This is a genomic window from Gordonia malaquae NBRC 108250, from assembly GCF_000344135.1.
Taxonomy (GTDB): domain Bacteria; phylum Actinomycetota; class Actinomycetes; order Mycobacteriales; family Mycobacteriaceae; genus Gordonia; species Gordonia malaquae.
The window spans coordinates 35,770-52,763 of sequence record NZ_BAOP01000018.1 but is presented as its reverse complement, the minus strand read 5'-3'; the positions used below and the strand labels follow the sequence as shown (position 1 = coordinate 52,763).

Annotated in this window: 17 protein-coding genes; 11 read left to right on the top strand and 6 right to left on the bottom strand. The window is 66.5% G+C overall.

Features of this window, described 5'->3' with window-relative positions; translation table 11 throughout:
- Positions 1–30: 30 nt before the first annotated feature.
- Positions 31–1,023 carry an Rv0361 family membrane protein gene (locus GM1_RS22325; protein ID WP_008379551.1) on the bottom strand — a complete coding sequence of 331 codons (993 nt, stop codon included), beginning with the start codon at positions 1,021–1,023 and terminating at the stop codon, positions 31–33.
- A 119-nt stretch (positions 1,024–1,142) separates the two neighbouring features.
- On the opposite strand from GM1_RS22325, the gene GM1_RS13175 reads away from it, so the two are divergent.
- The 4 genes from GM1_RS13175 to GM1_RS13160 all read left to right on the top strand — a co-directional run bounded on the left by GM1_RS13175 (position 1,143) and on the right by GM1_RS13160 (position 5,486).
- Positions 1,143–1,586, top strand: coding sequence for a DUF3151 domain-containing protein (locus tag GM1_RS13175; RefSeq protein WP_008379549.1), 444 nt, complete (start codon positions 1,143–1,145; stop codon positions 1,584–1,586).
- A 75-nt stretch (positions 1,587–1,661) separates the two neighbouring features.
- Positions 1,662–2,765 (top strand): FUSC family protein, encoded by a 1,104-nt coding sequence (locus tag GM1_RS13170; protein WP_008379547.1) that lies wholly within the window; start codon positions 1,662–1,664, stop codon positions 2,763–2,765.
- Positions 2,766–2,910: 145 nt separating this feature from the next.
- Complete coding sequence (locus tag GM1_RS13165; RefSeq protein WP_008379545.1) at positions 2,911–3,846, top strand: cation diffusion facilitator family transporter; 936 nt, start codon at positions 2,911–2,913, stop codon at positions 3,844–3,846.
- Complete coding sequence (locus GM1_RS13160) at positions 3,843–5,486, top strand: AMP-binding protein (RefSeq protein WP_008379544.1); 1,644 nt, start codon at positions 3,843–3,845, stop codon at positions 5,484–5,486. Before GM1_RS13165 ends, GM1_RS13160 begins: the two co-directional genes overlap by 4 nt.
- On the opposite strand, the gene GM1_RS13155 is transcribed toward GM1_RS13160, so the two are convergent.
- Together GM1_RS13155 and GM1_RS13150 are read right to left on the bottom strand one after the other, a co-directional pair.
- Positions 5,453–6,238 (bottom strand): site-2 protease family protein, encoded by a 786-nt coding sequence (locus tag GM1_RS13155; RefSeq protein WP_008379542.1) that lies wholly within the window; start codon positions 6,236–6,238, stop codon positions 5,453–5,455. The two genes, GM1_RS13160 and GM1_RS13155, sit on opposite strands and share 34 nt — an antisense overlap.
- Positions 6,235–6,876 carry a hypothetical protein gene (locus GM1_RS13150; RefSeq protein ID WP_008379540.1) on the bottom strand — a complete coding sequence of 214 codons (642 nt, stop codon included), beginning with the start codon at positions 6,874–6,876 and terminating at the stop codon, positions 6,235–6,237. The genes GM1_RS13155 and GM1_RS13150 overlap by 4 nt, the downstream gene beginning before the upstream one ends.
- A gap of 124 nt (positions 6,877–7,000) precedes the next feature.
- Here GM1_RS13150 and GM1_RS13145 point away from each other — a divergent pair, with 124 nt between their 5' ends.
- Both GM1_RS13145 and GM1_RS13140 read left to right on the top strand, forming a co-directional pair.
- The gene (locus GM1_RS13145) at positions 7,001–8,287 is read left to right on the top strand and encodes an adenylosuccinate synthase (protein WP_008379538.1); all 1,287 of its coding nucleotides are present in this window, start codon (positions 7,001–7,003) and stop codon (positions 8,285–8,287) included.
- Between the two features lie 25 nt (positions 8,288–8,312).
- Positions 8,313–9,848 carry an adenylate/guanylate cyclase domain-containing protein gene (locus GM1_RS13140; RefSeq protein WP_008379537.1) on the top strand — a complete coding sequence of 512 codons (1,536 nt, stop codon included), beginning with the start codon at positions 8,313–8,315 and terminating at the stop codon, positions 9,846–9,848.
- A 447-nt stretch (positions 9,849–10,295) separates the two neighbouring features.
- On the opposite strand, the gene GM1_RS13135 is transcribed toward GM1_RS13140, so the two are convergent.
- Complete coding sequence (locus GM1_RS13135) at positions 10,296–10,757, bottom strand: VOC family protein (RefSeq protein WP_008379535.1); 462 nt, start codon at positions 10,755–10,757, stop codon at positions 10,296–10,298.
- A gap of 5 nt (positions 10,758–10,762) precedes the next feature.
- Positions 10,763–11,071, bottom strand: a complete 309-nt coding sequence (locus GM1_RS13130) for a hypothetical protein (protein ID WP_008379534.1) — start codon at positions 11,069–11,071, stop codon at positions 10,763–10,765.
- A 69-nt stretch (positions 11,072–11,140) separates the two neighbouring features.
- Between GM1_RS13130 and purT the strand changes: the two genes are divergently transcribed.
- Together purT and GM1_RS13120 are read left to right on the top strand one after the other, a co-directional pair.
- Positions 11,141–12,619 carry a formate-dependent phosphoribosylglycinamide formyltransferase gene (gene purT / locus GM1_RS13125; RefSeq protein WP_040520100.1) on the top strand — a complete coding sequence of 493 codons (1,479 nt, stop codon included), beginning with the start codon at positions 11,141–11,143 and terminating at the stop codon, positions 12,617–12,619.
- Positions 12,620–12,746: 127 nt separating this feature from the next.
- A complete protein-coding gene (locus GM1_RS13120; RefSeq protein WP_008379531.1) occupies positions 12,747–13,208 on the top strand; it encodes a hypothetical protein in 462 nt (153 codons plus the stop codon).
- A gap of 61 nt (positions 13,209–13,269) precedes the next feature.
- On the opposite strand, the gene GM1_RS13115 is transcribed toward GM1_RS13120, so the two are convergent.
- Positions 13,270–14,652 (bottom strand): FAD-dependent oxidoreductase, encoded by a 1,383-nt coding sequence (locus GM1_RS13115; protein ID WP_008379529.1) that lies wholly within the window; start codon positions 14,650–14,652, stop codon positions 13,270–13,272.
- A 206-nt stretch (positions 14,653–14,858) separates the two neighbouring features.
- Here GM1_RS13115 and GM1_RS13110 point away from each other — a divergent pair, with 206 nt between their 5' ends.
- From GM1_RS13110 to GM1_RS13100, 3 genes are read left to right on the top strand one after another with little or no spacing between them, the layout of a single operon-like run.
- Positions 14,859–15,341, top strand: a complete 483-nt coding sequence (locus tag GM1_RS13110; RefSeq protein WP_008379526.1) for an Rv0361 family membrane protein — start codon at positions 14,859–14,861, stop codon at positions 15,339–15,341.
- Positions 15,338–15,751, top strand: a complete 414-nt coding sequence (locus tag GM1_RS13105; protein ID WP_008379525.1) for a rhodanese-like domain-containing protein — start codon at positions 15,338–15,340, stop codon at positions 15,749–15,751. Before GM1_RS13110 ends, GM1_RS13105 begins: the two co-directional genes overlap by 4 nt.
- 12 nt (positions 15,752–15,763) lie before the next feature.
- Positions 15,764–16,963, top strand: coding sequence for an O-succinylhomoserine sulfhydrylase (locus GM1_RS13100; protein WP_008379523.1), 1,200 nt, complete (start codon positions 15,764–15,766; stop codon positions 16,961–16,963).
- Positions 16,964–16,994: the final 31 nt, after the last annotated feature.

Below are 16,994 nucleotides of genomic sequence, written 5' to 3'. Positions count from 1 at the left end.
CGGGCGCCCCTTCTTCGTCTCGTTCCGCCTTTACGGCTTCTTGCAGACCTTCCAGTCGTCGCCGACCTTGTGGAGGGTGATCTGCGCGGGAGCCTTGTTCGACGGGTCGCCGGACGGGTACATGTCGACACCGACACGGGCGGTGTCGCCGTCGATTGCGACCGCGTTCACGTCGTCGAACTTCATCAGCTGGTCGTTGGCCTTCTGAGCCTGGTAGGCCTTGTTGAACTCGGCCTCGTCCATCGACGTGTAGGTCGTGTTCTCCTCGCCGCAGGTGATGTCGCGGAGCTTCGCGAGGTCACCGTCGTTCATCGCCTGCTGGTACGACTTCGCGGCGTCCGCGGCCTTCGTCTCGGGTGAGGTGCCGATGGTCATGTACCAGATGCCGACTGCGATGGCCGCGATCACGACGAGAGCTGCGATCACGAGGCCGATCAGCTTGCCGCGCTTGCTCTTCGGAGCGGCCGGAGCGGCCGGGGCGGCGGGAGCGGCGGGGGCGATCACCTGCGGAGCCGCCGGCTGTGCCGGAGCTTCGGGCGCCGGGGCAGCGGGAGCCACAGGTGCGGCAGGTGCAGGCTGCTGAGCGGCGAACTTCTCGGTCTTGTCCGCGGTGGCGGCTGCAACCGGCGCGGCGGCGGCAGCGGACTTGGTGATCTGGACGGTCGGAGTGACGTCAGCGGTCGATTCGACGGAACCCTCCGTCGAATCGTTGGCGTCAGAGGCCACATCGACTGACTCCTCGACGACGTCCGAGCTCGCCGCATCGTCGGCCGCGGGCTCGTCTGCCTCGGCTGCGGGCTCGGGTGCCTCGACTGGATCGCCGACGACGTTCTCCTCCACAAGTTCGTCGCCGGATGTCGCGGCTGCGGCTGCCGCAGCCACATCTGCGGGCACGGCGAACGCCCTCGTCGGCGACTCCGAGTCGCTGCCCTGGGGCTGGGGAGCCTTCGGGGCGTCGTCGCCCAGTTTCACGACGCGCGTGGGTGCGTCGGGGGTGGACTTGTCGTTGTCTGAGTCAGGCATGCGGCTCAATCCCGTGTGGTGAAAAATGATGCAACGCGCATACGCGCGTCGCCTGAGACTATCGAATTAGTCTGGCAACGGTCTCTTCGGAGAGTCCAGTCGAATGATTCAATGGTGGTGTGACGTCATTCGGAGACCTCCTCGGACCCCAGCCCACGCTCCTCACCGGAGACGATGAGGCCGAATCGGACCTGCTCAACGGGGCCGACCCGGCCGCTGTCGCGGCGGAGCACCCGACGGCGTCCATCGCGTGGGCGTACTTGGCTGAAGCTGCACTGGACGGTGCGACTGACGGCGCCGAGCCGGACACGGCACGAATCGTCGCCGCCTACGCCTACGCGCGCACCGGCTACCACCGTGGACTCGACCAGCTGCGTCGACACGGCTGGAAGGGTTTCGGTCCGGTGCCGTGGAGCCACGAGCAGAACCAGGGGTTCCTGCGCTGCGTCGGCGCCCTCGCGCGGGCCGCAGGGGCGATCGGTGAGGAGGACGAGCACCTCCGCTGCCTCGACCTGCTCAACGACAGTGATCCCCGCGCGATCTCCGAACTCGGCCTCGACTGACCGGAGGTCCTGCTGAGCAGCACTGCGCGTTCGCTCCGCGACGCTCATCACGCCGGTGACGAGGCGTTGCGGACGATGCGTGCCCGCATCGCCAGGCGAATCCCGCGGTGGTTGTTCGTGCGACTCCGCCGGCTCTGGCTGTCGCTGGTCCCCATCGCGCAGTGCGCGGCCGCGGCGGGTCTTGCGTGGTGGGTGGCCGCGGATCTGCTCCAACACTCGAGACCGTTCTTCGCGCCGATCGCCGCGGTGGTCTCCCTGGGTCTCTCCCTGGCGAAACGATGGCGCCGCTCTGTTGAGCTGATCGGCGGAGTGCTCATCGGCATCTTCGTCGGAGACCTCTTGATCTCCACGATCGGCTCCGGTGCCTGGCAGATCTGTGTGGTCGTCGCCGTCGCGATGTCGATCGCGGTGTTCCTCGACGGCGGTCTGATGATTCCCATCCAGGCGGCATCGTCCGCTGTGCTCATCGCGACGCTGATCCCACCGGGACCGGGAAGCCTGGACCGCGCGGTGGACGCTCTGATCGGCGGCGGCCTCGGCATTCTGGTGGTGGCAGTGGCGCCCGTGAACCCTGCTCGACGAGCACGCCGTGACGCCGCTGCGATCCTCCACACGCTCAAGAACCTGTCGGCCGACCTGGCCGTGGGGCTCCGTACGAACGACGAAGACGCCATCTATCGCGTTCTCGCGTCCGCGCGCGGCACACAAGCGTCGATCGAGGCGCTGCGGAACGACGTTGCCGCGGGACGTGAGGTAGGACGGCTGTCTCCCCTCTACTGGTCGTCGCGCGACCGTCTCAAGCGGATCGCCGCCACTGCGGATCCGATCGACAACGCCGTCCGAAACTTCAGGGTGATCACCAGACGGTGCCTCGGCGTCACCCAGCGCGGCGTGACCATCGAGCCGGCGATCGTCGAGATCATCGACTCGATGTCGTCGGGGTTCGAGATGCTGCGAGCCATGATGATGGCCGAGCCCGGGGAGTCGCCCGACCAGGCCGACGCGGCTCGTGAGATCAGGTCGATCGTACGCAAAGCACGAACCTCGATCGCCGACAACGTGGAGGACATCTCCGAGACTGCGGTTCTCGTGGAGCTGCGATCCCTGCTCGTCGACATGCTGATGGTCGCGGGGTTGAAGCGGTCGTCGGCCATCGCCCAACTCCATCTCAACCGGTGAACGGGCTGCCCGGCTGACATCCGCTCCTCTCGTCGACATCCGCTCACTTCGGGAGGTGAGCGGATGTCGGTGAAGGGAGCGGATGGTCGACGAAGGGAGCGTCCAAGACTCTTGACATATTCAATAATGCGCATATATTGAGGTCATGGGTAGTGAGCATGGACATGAGGGGCACTCGCACGGGCCGACGGCCGCCGACCTGGCCTCGGGTGCGGTCAACCGCAGGTTGTGGCCGATGGTCGTCTCCGTGGTCATCATCGGCGGATTCTTCGTCGTCGAATTGGTCGCCGGACTCGTGTTCGGTTCGTTGGCGCTGGTGGCCGACGCCGGGCACATGCTCACCGACGTGGTCGCGCTCTGCATGGGTCTGTCCGCGTTGTTGTTGGCGCGACACGGTCGGGTGACCGACGGTCGGAGCTTCGGTTGGTATCGCGCGGAGGTCTTCACCGCAGTGGTGAACGCGGTGCTCCTGATCGGTGTGGGCGTGTTCGTCCTCGTCGAGGCGATCCGCCGCATCGGCACCGACCCCGAAGTTCCCGGCGGCGCGATGATCATCGTCGCCAGTCTCGGGCTGCTCGCCAACATCGTCGTGATGTTCCTGCTGCGTGCCGACGCGGAGGGGTCCATCGCGGTCCGTGGCGCGTATCTCGAAGTGCTCGCGGACGCCGTCGGCAGCGTCGGAGTCCTCGTCGCAGGCGTCATCGCGATGACGACCGGGTGGGGATACGCGGATCTGCTCGTCGCGGTCCTCATTGCCCTGTGGGTGGTGCCTCGCGCGGTCAAGCTCGCTCGTGACGCGCTCAAGATCCTCAACCAGCAGGCGCCGGCTCATCTCGACCTCGCGGCGCTGCGGACCGAACTGACAGATCTGCCGGGTGTCGACGATGTTCACGATCTGCACGTCTGGTCGGTGACCACCGGCATGGACGTCGCAACCGTGCATCTGACCAGCTCGGGCGATCACGAGCAGGTGCTGGCGGACGCTCGCCGTGTGCTCGACGGTCACGGGCTGGAACACGCGACGGTTCAGATCGAGTCGAGTGGCACTACGGGCGCATGTTCTGGTGAGCTGACCTGGTGATCACGACCCACTGCGCCGACATCGTGGACGCCGCACTGCGAACCGCACGATCGGCGCTTGTCGTGGCCCGGTCCGGAGTCGCCGACGTCACTCGACCCGACCACGCACTGGCATCGGTCATCGACATGCGGACGATCGGTCCACTCGCCACCCCGGTCGCTTCGAGTGCCCGCCGGTACCCGGACCGCGTCGCGGTGATCGACGGTGACCGATCGATCTCCTACGCCGAGCTCGACGCGGCGTCGTCCGCCCTCGCCGCCTCCCTCGTGAAACGCGGAAGCACGCAGGGACGCACCGTCGGAGTCCTGTGCCGGGACGGCATCGGCTCGATGGAGGCGATGATCGCGGCGTCGAAGACCGGCGCGAGGGTGGTCCTGCTGAACACGGCCATGGCGGGTCCCCAGGTGGCAGAAATCGTGGCGCGCGAGAACGTCACGGTGCTCGCGTACGACGCGGAGTTCTCGCCGATCGCCGAGATGTGCGCGGTGCCGAACCGATTCGTCGTGAACGGCGACACCGCAGGGGAGGAGAGCGTCGCCGACCTCATCGCAGAGGGCGTCACGTCGGCGCCCGCGCCGCGGCCGAAGCGTCCGGGCTCGATGGTGCTGCTCACCGGCGGCACCACGGGGCTTCCGAAGGGCGCCGAACGCAGCGTGCGCAATCCCCTCGACGCGGCCGGTCTCATCGAGCGGATCCCGCTCCCACGCTGCGGAGTCGTGGTGTGCGCGGCGCCGCTGTTCCACGGCACCGGGCTGAGCCAGGTCCTGTATTCGATGTCTCTCGGCAGCACCATCGTGCCCGCGGCGGGCCGCTCGTCCGACGAACTGTGGGAACTGATCGAGCGGCACCGCGCGACGTCGATCGTCCTCGTTCCGACGATCCTCCAACGACTCCTCGCCGTCCCCGATCACACCAGGTTCGACGCGTCGAGGGTCGAAGTGATCTTCACGGCGGGCTCCCTGCTTCCAGGCCCCGTCGCGGTAGCGGCGCTCGAACGGTTCGGCCCGGTGCTCTACAACCTCTACGGGTCGAGCGAGGTCAGCGTCGTCTCGGTCGCGACACCCGAGGACCTCGCGGCGGCCCCGACCACCGCAGGCCGCCCGCCATCCGTCGTCCGCACCAGGATCTACGACGAGAACGGTCGAGAGATCACCGAACCCGGACTGATCGGATCGATTCACGCGGGAAGCGCGCTCGCCTTCGACGGCTACACCGGTGGCGGCACGAAAGACCGCATCGACGGACTGCTCGCCACCGGCGACCGCGGCCACTGGGATGCCGACGGCAGGCTGTTCGTCGACGGCCGGGACGACGACATGATCGTGTCCGGCGGAGAGAACGTGTATCCCGGCGAAGTCGAGGATCTCATCCTCGCGCACAACGACGTGCTCGACGCCGCGGTCGTCGGAACGCCCGACGACGACTTCGGCCAGCGGTTGGTGGCAGTTGTCGTCCGCGGGGCCGGGTCCACGGTGACCGCGGACGAGATCCGAGCCCACGTGAAGCAGAACTTGGCGAGGTACAAGACACCGCGTGAGGTGCACTTCGTCGACGAACTGCCCCGCGCCGCCGCCGGGAAACTGCTGAGGCGGACGCTGGTGGAGCGTTACCGCCAGAACTCGAACAGCGCCCAGCCGTAGCTGATGAACGCCGAGTCGATGCCGAAGGTGTCCATCACCGTGTATACGATGTTGAAGAACGTCCTGTTCAGCACGGGAATGTAGAGCAGGACGAACACGATGAGGAAACCGAACGGCGCGACCTTGGCGACCGAGCGACGAGTCTCGTAAGAGAGGTACGGCTCGATCGCGCCGAAACCGTCGAGTCCGGGGACCGGCAGCATGTTCAGCAGAACGGCCGTGAACTGCAGGAATGTCAACAATGCCAGCGCAGAGTACAGATTCAGGCCTGCGAGGTCGTCGCCGGGGGCGAGACCGATCAGCGCCGCACACAGCACCAGACCGAGTATCAGGTTCGCCGCCGGGCCCGCGAGCGAGACCTTGGTCCGCTGTTCCGGGGTGAAGCCGGCCTCGTTCACGTAGACGGCTCCGCCGGGGAAGCCGATGCCTCCGAGCGCGATGATCAGCAGGGGGAAGCCGATCGACATCGCCGGGTGGGTGTACTTGAGCGGATTCAACGTCAGATACCCGCGGAGCTCGGCCGAGCGGTCGCCGAACCTGAATGCGGTGAACGCGTGCGCGAACTCGTGCAGCGACAGCGAGATCACCCAACCGCTCAACACCACAAGCACCGTGCCGACCGTCGCGGTGGCGGTGTCGTCCTTGCCCGAGTCGATCAGCAGGTAGACGCCGACGCCGAACGCGGCGCACAAGCCGAGGAACACGGGTCCGGGGCGGACCGACTTCAATGCGGCCGCGGTGGGTGTCGTCACGTCGCGACCAGCTTCCAGTCGATGTGGTGGCGGTAGAAGGTCGACCGCTTCACCACCCGCTCAGTGAGCACACCTTCGCGTTCGACGACCACGTTGGTCCCGCCCGTCTGGACGGCGCGCCCGGCGTGCCAGCCGCCCGGCAGCCTGCGCGCGACACGCCCTCGGACTCCCGGCTCGTCAACGGTGGGCTCGATCTCGACGGCCGTCGTCTCCCCGTCGAACAGCCGATGCGAGTCCACGTACGTCTCGCCGTGCAGCCGCGCGCCCTCCGCACCCAGATGGCGAGCCCGTCCGACGAGCACGGTGGCGGCGTCATCGCGGATCAAGGGGAGTGTCCGGGCCACGCCCGACTCGGCGAGAGCGATCGCCCTGGCGCCGTGCTTCAGCCCGTACACCTTGGTCGCCCGTGTCGAATGCGGTGCGATGTAGGCGATTTCGATGTCGAGGCGGTCGTTCTTCATCAGCGCCGCCACCACCTGGGACAGAAAGACGTCCGGGTCGACGCCCGACTCGGCTGCGGCCGGGGGCGACACGATGAGGCGGGTCAGGTCGGGGTCGGTCACGGCGTCGGCCACGAGTTGAGCCGCTGTGAGGCCACCGTCTTCCGGCCTCGACGGCGTGAGATGTGTTGCTGCCACTCGACCAGCCTAACCAGCGGCTCACGCCACGCCTGTCGAGTCGCTGCCGAAGACACTCGGCGACCAATAGGCGCTCGCGGCCCGCGACCCGATAGGGTAGTGCCGAACAGGAGGAGCACCAGACATGGCTGCGATTGTGCTCATCGGCGCCCAGTGGGGCGACGAAGGCAAAGGTAAGGCGACAGATCTGCTCGGCGAGAAGCTGCAGTGGGTGGTCCGCTACCAGGGTGGAAACAATGCGGGACACACGGTTGTCCTGCCGAACGGTGAGACGTTCGCCCTCCACCTCATCCCGTCCGGCATTCTGACCCCGGGCGTCAACAACGTGATCGGCAACGGCGTCGTCGTCGACCCGAGCGTTCTGCTCGCTGAACTCAAGGGCCTCGAAGACCGCGACGTCGACACGTCACGACTGCTGCTGTCGGCCGACGCGCACCTGCTGATGCCGTACCACGTCGCCATCGACAAGGTCACCGAGCGATTCCTCGGCAACAGCAAGATCGGCACCACCGGCCGCGGCATCGGTCCCTGCTACCAGGACAAGATCGCTCGCGTCGGCGTGCGTGTCGCCGACGTCCTGGACGAGAAGATCCTCACGCAGAAGGTCGAAGCGGCCCTCGAGGTCAAGAACCAGATCCTCACCAAGATCTACAACCGCAAGGGCCTCGACCCGAACGAGGTCGTCGACGGCACCCTCGAACTCGCCGAAGGCTTCAAGCACCGCATCTCCGACACGCGTCTGCTGCTGAACCAGGCGCTCGAGCGCGGCGAGACGATCCTGCTCGAAGGCTCGCAGGGCACGCTCCTCGACGTGGACCACGGCACATACCCGTACGTGACGTCGTCCAACCCGACCGCGGGCGGCGCGGCCGTCGGCGCGGGCATCGGCCCGGGCCGCATCGACACCGTTCTCGGCATCCTGAAGGCGTACACCACCCGCGTCGGCGAGGGGCCGTTCCCGACGGAGCTGTTCGACGAGTGGGGCGCGTATCTCGCCAAGACAGGCGGCGAGGTGGGTGTCACCACCGGCCGTGCACGGCGCACCGGCTGGTTCGACGCCGTCATCGCGCGTTACGCCACGCGGGTCAACGGCATCACCGACTACTTCCTCACCAAACTCGACGTGTTGTCGAGCCTGGAGACGGTCCCGATCTGTGTCGCGTACGAGGTCGACGGCGAGCGTGTCGACGACATGCCGATGACACAGACCGGATTCCACCACGCGAAGCCGATCTACGAAGAGATGCCCGGCTGGTGGGAGGACATCTCCGGCTGCCGCACGTTCGAGGATCTGCCCAAGAACGCACAGGACTACGTCTTGCGTCTGGAAGAGCTGTCGGGCGCACACATCTCGTGCATCGGTGTCGGTCCCGGTCGTGACCAGACCATCGTCCGTCGTGAGATCGTCTGAGACTGGCTAGAGTCCTCTCATGAGGATGCCGGGGATCAGCAGGGACTACGGTTCCGTGCTGCTGGGGTCGGCTGATCAATCGAGCCGCAGCCAGCGGGTGCGGATCCAGACGTTCCTCACCATCGCGATCGTCACGGCGAACGTGATCGGCATCGTGATCGCGATCTGCCTGGTGCTGTTCGGCATCCCGGAACCGTCGTTCCTGCGGCGTGACCTGGTCCTGATCAACTTTCTCGCAGTGCCGGTCTACATCGGAGTGGCACTCCTGCTCGGTGTGGTCGTCGGAACGGCGTCGACGGTCAAAGCCGTCCGGTGGTCGATCGACGGGGAGGTCCCGTCTCGCGACGACGCCAGGCGGGCGCGTCGTGCACAACGACGCCTCGTCCTTCTGCAAGGTGTGCTGTGGATCGGGGGCGCGGGTGTGCTCGGCCTGCTGTACGGGCTCGCCGATCCCGAGCTGATCCCGAAGACGGTCCTGATCATCCTGATGTGCGGACTCGTCGTCGTGTCGATCGCGAGTCTGTTCACCGAGATACTGCTGCGGCCGGTGTGGGCGAGGATGATGCAGGCAGGCCTCGGCATGCGCGGCGGCACGGTGCGGTCTCGCGCCTTCACCAGTTGGTTCATCGGTACGGGCGTGCCGCTGCTCGGCATCACATTCGTCGTGCTGTTCGGCGCGATACGCGGTGAGACGAGCAGTACCAGCGTCCTCATCTCAGTCTCCGTGCTCGCGGTGATCGCGGGAGCGGTCGGTCTGCTCACTACGTCGCTGTTCGTGTGGAGCATCACCGGGCCCCTGCAGAGCGTACGTGCAGGGATGGCGGAGGTCCGCGGCGGAGCCGTCGATCACGACGTCGACCTCGTCGTCTACGACGGCTCAGAGCTGGGAGAACTGCAGTACGGATTCAACACGATGGTCTCGGGGCTTCGGGAGCAGGAGCGACTGCGAGACTTGTTCGGACGGCACGTCGGGCGGGACGTCGCCGCCGCCGCTCTGCGCAGCGACCCAGAGCTAGGCGGAACCGAGCAAGTGGTCGCCGTGGTCTTCGTCGACGTCATCGGGTCGACGACGATCGCCGAGAAGCGCTCACCGACCGAGGTCGTCGCCCTGCTCAACAGGTTCTTCGCCGTCATCGTCGACGCCACTGAACGCAACCGTGGACTGGTCAACAAGTTCGAGGGCGACGCGGTTCTCGCGATCTTCGGCGCCCCGGTCGCGCTCGATGAGCCGGCGACTGCAGCGCTCACCGCAGCCCGGGAGATCGCCGACGGACTCGCCGCGGACGTACCGGAACTGACGGCGGGCATCGGCGTCAGCCACGGGACTGTCGTCGCGGGCAACGTCGGCGCCGTCCAGCGGTTCGAGTACACGGTGATCGGTGATCCAGTCAACGAGAGCGCTCGACTCTCCGAGGTCGCCAAAGACGATCCCCGCCACCCCGTCGCGTCGGCTCGTGCGATCGGCGCCGCATCACCCGACGAGGCCGCGCATTGGTCGCTGCTTCGTGAGATGACCCTCCGCGGTCGGACCGAATCGACGCCCGTCTACCGCGCACAGTAGCCACCCTGTTCCTTGAGCGGCCGCAGTACCCACCGTGCCCACTCAACCCGTGGCCGACGCCAGACGCTTCGACTGGCTGCGCTCGCTCAACGAGCAGTAGGGCCTCCGTCGTCAACGAGCCGCGGCCCTCGTCGACGAACGCGGCTTTCGTTGACGAAACCGACGCTTCGTTGGCAAATGCGGCCTCTGTGAAGGCCGCGTTTGTCTGTGAGGGTCGCGGCGAGGGTTGTGGTGGGTGTGAGGGGCTTCGTTCGCCTGTGCTCGGCAGGGAGATGGCCGGTTCGGCGTGAATCAGCCCGTTCTCGTCGTGGACACGGCTTTGGGTGTTGCTCCCGTAGGGAGCGGCCGCGCTGGACGTCGCCCGCGACTTCCACTGACAGACGCGGCCTTCAGGGAGGCCGCGTTTGCCAACGAGGTGGCGGTCGGTGTCGAGTAGTGCAGTGTTCCTCAGTCGAGGCAGAACTCGTTGCCTTCGGGGTCGGTCATCACGATGTAACCGCCCTCCATCGGCGGGACGGGATCCTGGCGGCGCACACGCTGTGCGCCGAGCGACGTCAGGCGAGCGCACATGTCCTCCAGCGCGGCCATGCGGGCGTCGCCGACCAGGCCGGGCGCCCCGCGCACGTCGAGATGCACACGATTCTTGACGACCTTGTCTTCCGGTACCTGCTGAAAGAACAGCCGTGGACCCACTCCGTCGGGATCCTCCGCCGCCGACCGCGAGTTCCACTGCGACGCGGGCACGCCGAGGCCTGTGAGGAACGTGTCCCACGCGTCGAACGGGTCGTCACCCGGTCCGAGTTGAACTCCAGGTGGGCCCGGAACGCGGTAGTCGAGCACTGCCGCCCAGAAACGCGACTGACTCCGCGGATCGTGGGCGTCGAAGGTGACCTGGATGTCGAGACTCATGATTCCTATCCGTGATGTCGATGCCACGCGGCTCGCCCGCGTGCGTACTCCGGCCGGTCTCGGTAGACGAACTCGAAACCCTGTGCTGCACTCTCCGAGTTGACCGGGAGGATTCCGAACTCCTCCGGCAGTAGTCCGACAGTCGCGATGTACGCGGTCGGTGTCGCGGTGCCGTACTCGCGCGACTTCGGGATGTAGTCGACTCGAGGCAGTTCAACGCCGGGGAACATCGTCGCGACGCGGGCGTTGTCCTCTGCGGACTGCTTCACTGCGAGATTCTGAGATGCCTTCTTCACGGAGTCGAACACGCCCATCAACCGAGCGTACTTCCATCGAATGCCGCCGTGGGTGGTGCACGCGCGGATGCCCGTAAACTGCCGGGTATGGCGTCTACAGTGATCGGCACCCCGCTGAGTCCGACCGCGGTCAAAGTCCTCCTGCTCGGTTCGGGTGAGCTCGGCAAAGAAGTGACGATCGCTCTGCAACGATTCGGTGTCGAGGTCGTCGCCGTCGATCGATACGCCGACGCTCCGGCCCACCAGGTGGCACATCACGCCGAAGTGATCGACATGACCGACGCCGCGCAGGTCCGTGCCGTGATCGACAAGCACAAGCCGCACTACGTGCTCCCAGAGATCGAGGCGATCGCGACCGACGCTCTCGAAGCGGTCGAGAGCGAAGGCCTGGCCGAGGTGATCCCGAGTGCCAAGGCGGTGTCGGCCACGCTCGATCGTGAACGGATCCGTCGCCTCGCCGACGAGGAACTCGGGCTCCCGACGTCGCCCTACCTGTTCGCGGGCTCGTTGGAGGAGATGCGCCGCGCCGTCACGAGCATCGGATTCCCGTGTGTGGTGAAGCCGGTGATGTCGTCGTCGGGCAAGGGCCAGAGCGTGCTCAAGGGCCCCGACGACATCGATGCGGCATGGGAAGCGGCGCGGACCGGCGCCAGAGTCAACAACGACCGCGTGATCATCGAGGGCTTCGTCGACTTCGATTACGAGATCACCCTGCTCACCGTGCGCGCCGTCGATCCGTCGACAGGCAAGCTCGCAACCTACTTCTGTGATCCCATCGGCCACCGTCAGGTGTCCGGCGATTACGTCGAGAGCTGGCAGCCTCAGCCGATGAGCGAGATCGCCTACGGCACCGCTCGGTCGGTGGCCGCGCGGATCGCCACCGCGATGGGCGACGGCGAGGGCACCGGCCGCGGTGTGTTCGGCGTTGAACTGTTCGTCAAAGGCGACGAGGTGTACTTCTCCGAGGTCAGCCCCCGCCCGCACGACACCGGACTGGTCACCCTGGCCACTCAGCGACTCTCCGAGTTCGAACTCCACGCTCGAGCGGTCCTCGGGCTGCCCGTCGACACCACCGCGGTGTCGCCGGGCGCGTCTGCCGTCATCTACGGCAGGCACGAAGCCGTCGGCATCAAGTTCGCGGGCGTCGCCCAGGCGCTGGCCGACCCGGCCGTCGACGTCAGACTGTTCGGAAAGCCGGAGAGCTTCGCGCGCCGTCGGATGGGCGTCGCCGTCGCGACCGCGCCGACCACCGACATCGCGCGTCAGAAGGCGACACGCGCGGCGGAACTCGTTCAGCCACTCGTCGCCGACGCGGCCGAACCCACGGCGCCGCCGACCGTCGCGCAGGAGACTGTCGCGGTCAAACGTCCGCAGCCCGCGCAGCCCCGGCCGCCGATGCCACGCGGAGGTCCCATGGGCCAGCCTCCGCGCCCACCCATGGGACGTCCAGGAGGACCGCGCCCCGGACCAGCCGGACCCGCAGGCCCGAGGCCCGTCGCCCCGCCTCCGCCCGGTGCGGGCGGCCACCCCGCTCCGCCCCGCAGGCCGGGACCCTCACCCGCCTGATCCGTGCCCCACCTGAGGAAAACCTGAACAGTTTCGTAACACCCGTGTATGCGGGTCCCGATAGACCGGTTAAGGGCGGACACGCTTCCACCTGTTGCTCTATCAGATGAAACGAAAGGTACTCCTCATGAAGAAGACCCTGACACGTGCTGCCGTCGGCATCGCCGCGGCGGGCGCAATCGGTGCAAGCTCGCTTGTCGCTGCTCCGGCTCAGGCCGCAGGCCCCGGAGATCTCCAGATCATCGGCGGCGTCACCTGTACGTTCAAACTCTGGGGCCCCAACTGGTCCGACGGCCCCGTCTGGCAGATGAACCGCTTCATGGGCGTCAAGAACATCGGCGGCTCGACGATGACCGGCGTGACCGTCACCGAGTTCGGCGGACCGACCCGGTGGGTCAAGGCAGACAAGGACAAGAAGACCAAGACCGGCGAGCTCAAGCCCGGTCAGACCGCGATCCTGTGGAACGACAAGTGGAAGGGCTGCTGGCCCGCGTCGATCTCCGGCTACACGATCGGCCAGCAGGTCGAGAACCCGTTCAACAACGCAGGCTACTGGCAGAACGTGAAGCGTTCGCAGCCGAAGCCGTAGACTTCGACAACAGACAAAAGGTCCGTCCCTTTCGGGACGGACCTTTTGTCGTCTGTGCAGATCAGACCTTGTCAGGCTCGGATGCGGCCAACATGTCGTGGCGCTCGACGACCTTGATGCGGTCGCGACCCTGCTCGGCGCCGAGAGCGCGCTCGTGCTCGTCGAGACGGTTCCAGCCGTCCCACGTGGTGAACGGGATCTTGCGCTCTTCGAGCAGCGCGATGATCGCGTCGTCTGCCGGGGTCGCAGGCGTGTTCAACGTGCCGGCCTTCATGTCGTCGAGAATGCACTCGACGGTCTCGTTGGCGTCGCCCTTGGTATGGCCGATGAGACCGACGGGCCCGCGCTTGATCCATCCGGTCGTGTACAGCCCGGTCAGATGAGCGCCGTCGTCGAACACTCGCCCGGCCTCGTTCGGGATGACGCCTGCCTGGCTGTCGAAGGGGAGACCTGGCAGATTGTCCGAGAGGTATCCGACCGCGCGGTAGATGGCGGTGACATCCCACTCGCGGATCGCGCCGGTCGGCTTCACGTTGCCCGTGCCGTCGAGCTCGGTGCGCTCGGTGCGGAGACCGACCACCTTGCCGTCCTCACCGAGGACCTCAACGGGGTTCTCGAAGAAGTGCAGGAACAGCTTGTGAATCGCGCCCTGCTTCGGCTCACGGATCGCGTAGTTCTCGATGATCGTCGCGACCTGATCAGTGATCTTGCTGCTGCGGCGGGCGACGGCCGATCCCTCGTCGTACTCGATGTCCTCGGGATCGACGATCACCTCGATGTTCGGCGAGTGATCGAGTTCCTTGAGCTCGAGCGGCGTGAACTTGGCCTGCGCCGGACCACGACGGCCGAACACGTGCACCTCGATCGCCTTGTTCGACTTGAGACCCTGGTAGACGTTGTCCGGGATCTCCGTCGGCAGCAGTTCGTCGCCGGTCTTGGCGAGGACACGCGCGACGTCGAGTGCAACGTTGCCGACACCGATGACGGCGACCTTCTCCTCCTCCAGCGGCCAGGTGCGCGAGAAGTCGGGATGGCCGTCGTACCAGGCGACGAACTCGCCTGCGCCGTAGCTGCGCTCGAGATCGATTCCCGGGATGTCCATGCCGCGGTCGTCGGTGGCACCTGTCGAGAAGACGATGGCGTCGTAGTGGGCGCGCAGGTCGTCCAGCGTGATGTCGGTGCCGTAGTCGATGTTGCCGAGCAGGCGGACCTGCGGCTTGTCGAGGACCTTGTGCAGGGCGTTGATGATGCCCTTGATGCGCGGGTGGTCAGGCGCGACGCCGTAGCGGATCAGGCCGAACGGAGCGGGCATGCGCTCGTAGAGGTCGATGCTCACGCCGCGTTCACCGGCGGTGTCCGACTTCATCAGGGCATCGGCACAGTAGATGCCTGCCGGTCCGGCGCCGACGATGGCGACCCGCAACGGGCGGTTGGTGTCAGTCATGTGCTCGTGCTTCCTCGCACTGGTTGGAATGCTGTCGTCTCTTACGTTAGGTCGTGTGCGGTCCCTGCCAAAATCTCTAAGTGAGGTGAACCTCAGTCGTCCTGGGCGTGAGGGAAACTCTTGACGATCTGGACCCGGTATGCCGCGCTGAACTGGGCGGGACGCCCCGCCGACCACCGACGCCCAACTCGATAGACTCAGGACCTATGAGCGCGAAACAGCCCGACAGCACCGACGTGCCCGCCGAGGAGCAGGCCCCGAAGACGTGGCGGGACGCGCTGCCTTTCATCATCGCGTTCGTCGTCGTGCTGCTCGCCGTCGGATTCATCGGGATCCGTCACTGGACCAACCCTGCGGAAGAGCGGCTCACCGACTCCGCTCAGGTCCAGAACGTCGTCAACGACATGTACACGGCGCGGAACTCGCTCGACTACGAGAAGTACCGCAGCACCCAGTGTGAGAAGAACCTCTCCGACGCCGCATTCCCGAAGTCGTTGGACTTCGCCAACCAGAACCGGGCCGAGCGAGATCGCGACGGAAAGCTGATCGTCCCGAACATGGACGTCGAAGTGGCCGGGGACCGTGCCGCGGTGACTGTCACCGAGAAGCGCGAGAACAAGGGAGTCGAGACCAAGACCGAACTCACCGTGATCAAACAGGGTGACGAGTGGAAGGTGTGCGCAGCATGACGTACTCCGGCGACATCCCGGTCAGCGACGCGTGGGTCAGGCTCCGCGACAACCCGAAGGCCGTGCTCGTCGACTGCCGTACCCGTGCGGAGTGGAACTTCGTCGGTGTCCCCGACATCACATCGCTCGGCAAGCAGACGGTGTTCGTCGAGTGGGTCGACTACCCGAACGGCGCCCGCAACCCGCACTTCGTCGACGAACTCCGCGCCGCCGGCCTGACCGACGACGATGAGGTGCTCTTCCTGTGCCGGTCCGGCCAACGATCGATCGGTGCCGCCGAAGCCGCGACTGCTGCGGGCTTCCAGTCGGCGTTCAACATCAGCGACGGCTTCGAAGGCGCGACCGACGCCGAGGGGCATCGCGGCGGCGCCGGGTGGCGCGCAGAATCTCTTCCCTGGCGACAGCCGTAAGGAGCATCAATCATGAGCAACGAGCTTCCCGACTGGGTGTCGCCGGAGACCCTCGCCGTCCGCGGCGGGCTGATGCGTTCCGGCTTCTTCGAGACCTCGGAGGCGCTGTACCTGAACAGCGGCTATGTGTACGAGTCCGCTGAGGCGGCGGAACGCGCGTTCACCGGTGAAGACGAGCGTTTCGTCTACACCCGCTACGGCAACCCGACGGTCGCCATGTTCCAGGAACGCCTCCGGCAGATCGAGGGCACGGAGGCGGCGTTCGCCACCGCCAGCGGCATGGCTGCGGTCTTCGTCGCACTCGGTGCGATCTGCAAGAAGGGGACGCGCCTTGTCGCCGCACGCAGTCTGTTCGGGTCGTGCTTTGTGATCTGCAACGAGATCCTGCCGTCGTGGGGCGTCGAGACGGTGTTCGTGGACGGTGAAGACCTCTCCCAGTGGGAGGAGGCGCTGTCCAAACCGACGGACGCAGTGTTCTTCGAGACGCCGTCCAACCCGATGCAGACGCTCGTCGACATTCGCGCGGTCGCCGACATGGCGCACGCGGCAGGCGCGAAGGTGGTGCTGGACAACGTCTTCGCGACGCCGCTGTTGCAGCGCGGCCTCGACTTCGGCGCCGACGTGATCGTCTACTCGGGCACCAAGCACATCGACGGCCAGGGCCGGGTGATGGGCGGGGCGGTGCTCGGCACACAGGAGTTCATCGACGGGCCGGTCCGCGAACTGATGCGGCACACCGGGCCTGCCCTGAGTCCGTTCAACGCGTGGACCATGCTCAAGGGTCTCGAGACGATGAAGGTGCGCCTCGACCAGTCGGTGTCGTCTGCGCTGCGCATCGCGGAGTTCCTCGACGCCGACCCCCGCGTCGCGAACGCGATCTACCCGTTCCTCACCTCTCATCCGCAGCACGATCTCGCGCGTGCCCAAATGGCGGGCGGCGGTACCGTGATCACCTTCGAACTCGGTGCGCAGCCGGGGAAGTCGGGCAAGGAGCGGGCCTTCGAGGTCCTCAACAAGCTGCAGGTGATCGACATCTCGAACAACCTCGGCGACGCGAAGAGCCTGATCACGCATCCGGCGACCACCACCCACCGGGCGATGGGCCCGGAGGGACGCGCCTCGATCGGTCTCACCGATGCGATGGTGCGCCTGTCGGTGGGGCTGGAAGGCGCCGACGACCTCCTCCGCGACCTCGACCAGGCTCTCGGCTGATTTCGAAAGGTCGTTGGAGCAAGCGCGTTGG

What these genes read in the sequence shown, in the direction of transcription:
- GM1_RS22325 (WP_008379551.1), bottom strand. Translation starts at nt 1,023, where the DNA reads ATGCCTGACTCAGACAACGACAAGTCCACCCCCGACGCACCCACGCGC.
- GM1_RS13170 (WP_008379547.1), top strand. Translation starts at nt 1,662, where the DNA reads ATGCGTGCCCGCATCGCCAGGCGAATCCCGCGGTGGTTGTTCGTGCGA.
- GM1_RS13165 (WP_008379545.1), top strand. Translation starts at nt 2,911, where the DNA reads ATGGGTAGTGAGCATGGACATGAGGGGCACTCGCACGGGCCGACGGCC.
- GM1_RS13145 (WP_008379538.1), top strand. Translation starts at nt 7,001, where the DNA reads ATGGCTGCGATTGTGCTCATCGGCGCCCAGTGGGGCGACGAAGGCAAA.
- GM1_RS13140 (WP_008379537.1), top strand. Translation starts at nt 8,313, where the DNA reads ATGCCGGGGATCAGCAGGGACTACGGTTCCGTGCTGCTGGGGTCGGCT.
- GM1_RS13135 (WP_008379535.1), bottom strand. Translation starts at nt 10,757, where the DNA reads ATGAGTCTCGACATCCAGGTCACCTTCGACGCCCACGATCCGCGGAGT.
- GM1_RS13130 (WP_008379534.1), bottom strand. Translation starts at nt 11,071, where the DNA reads ATGGGCGTGTTCGACTCCGTGAAGAAGGCATCTCAGAATCTCGCAGTG.
- purT (WP_040520100.1), top strand. Translation starts at nt 11,141, where the DNA reads ATGGCGTCTACAGTGATCGGCACCCCGCTGAGTCCGACCGCGGTCAAA.
- GM1_RS13120 (WP_008379531.1), top strand. Translation starts at nt 12,747, where the DNA reads ATGAAGAAGACCCTGACACGTGCTGCCGTCGGCATCGCCGCGGCGGGC.
- GM1_RS13115 (WP_008379529.1), bottom strand. Translation starts at nt 14,652, where the DNA reads ATGACTGACACCAACCGCCCGTTGCGGGTCGCCATCGTCGGCGCCGGA.
- GM1_RS13110 (WP_008379526.1), top strand. Translation starts at nt 14,859, where the DNA reads ATGAGCGCGAAACAGCCCGACAGCACCGACGTGCCCGCCGAGGAGCAG.
- GM1_RS13105 (WP_008379525.1), top strand. Translation starts at nt 15,338, where the DNA reads ATGACGTACTCCGGCGACATCCCGGTCAGCGACGCGTGGGTCAGGCTC.
- GM1_RS13100 (WP_008379523.1), top strand. Translation starts at nt 15,764, where the DNA reads ATGAGCAACGAGCTTCCCGACTGGGTGTCGCCGGAGACCCTCGCCGTC.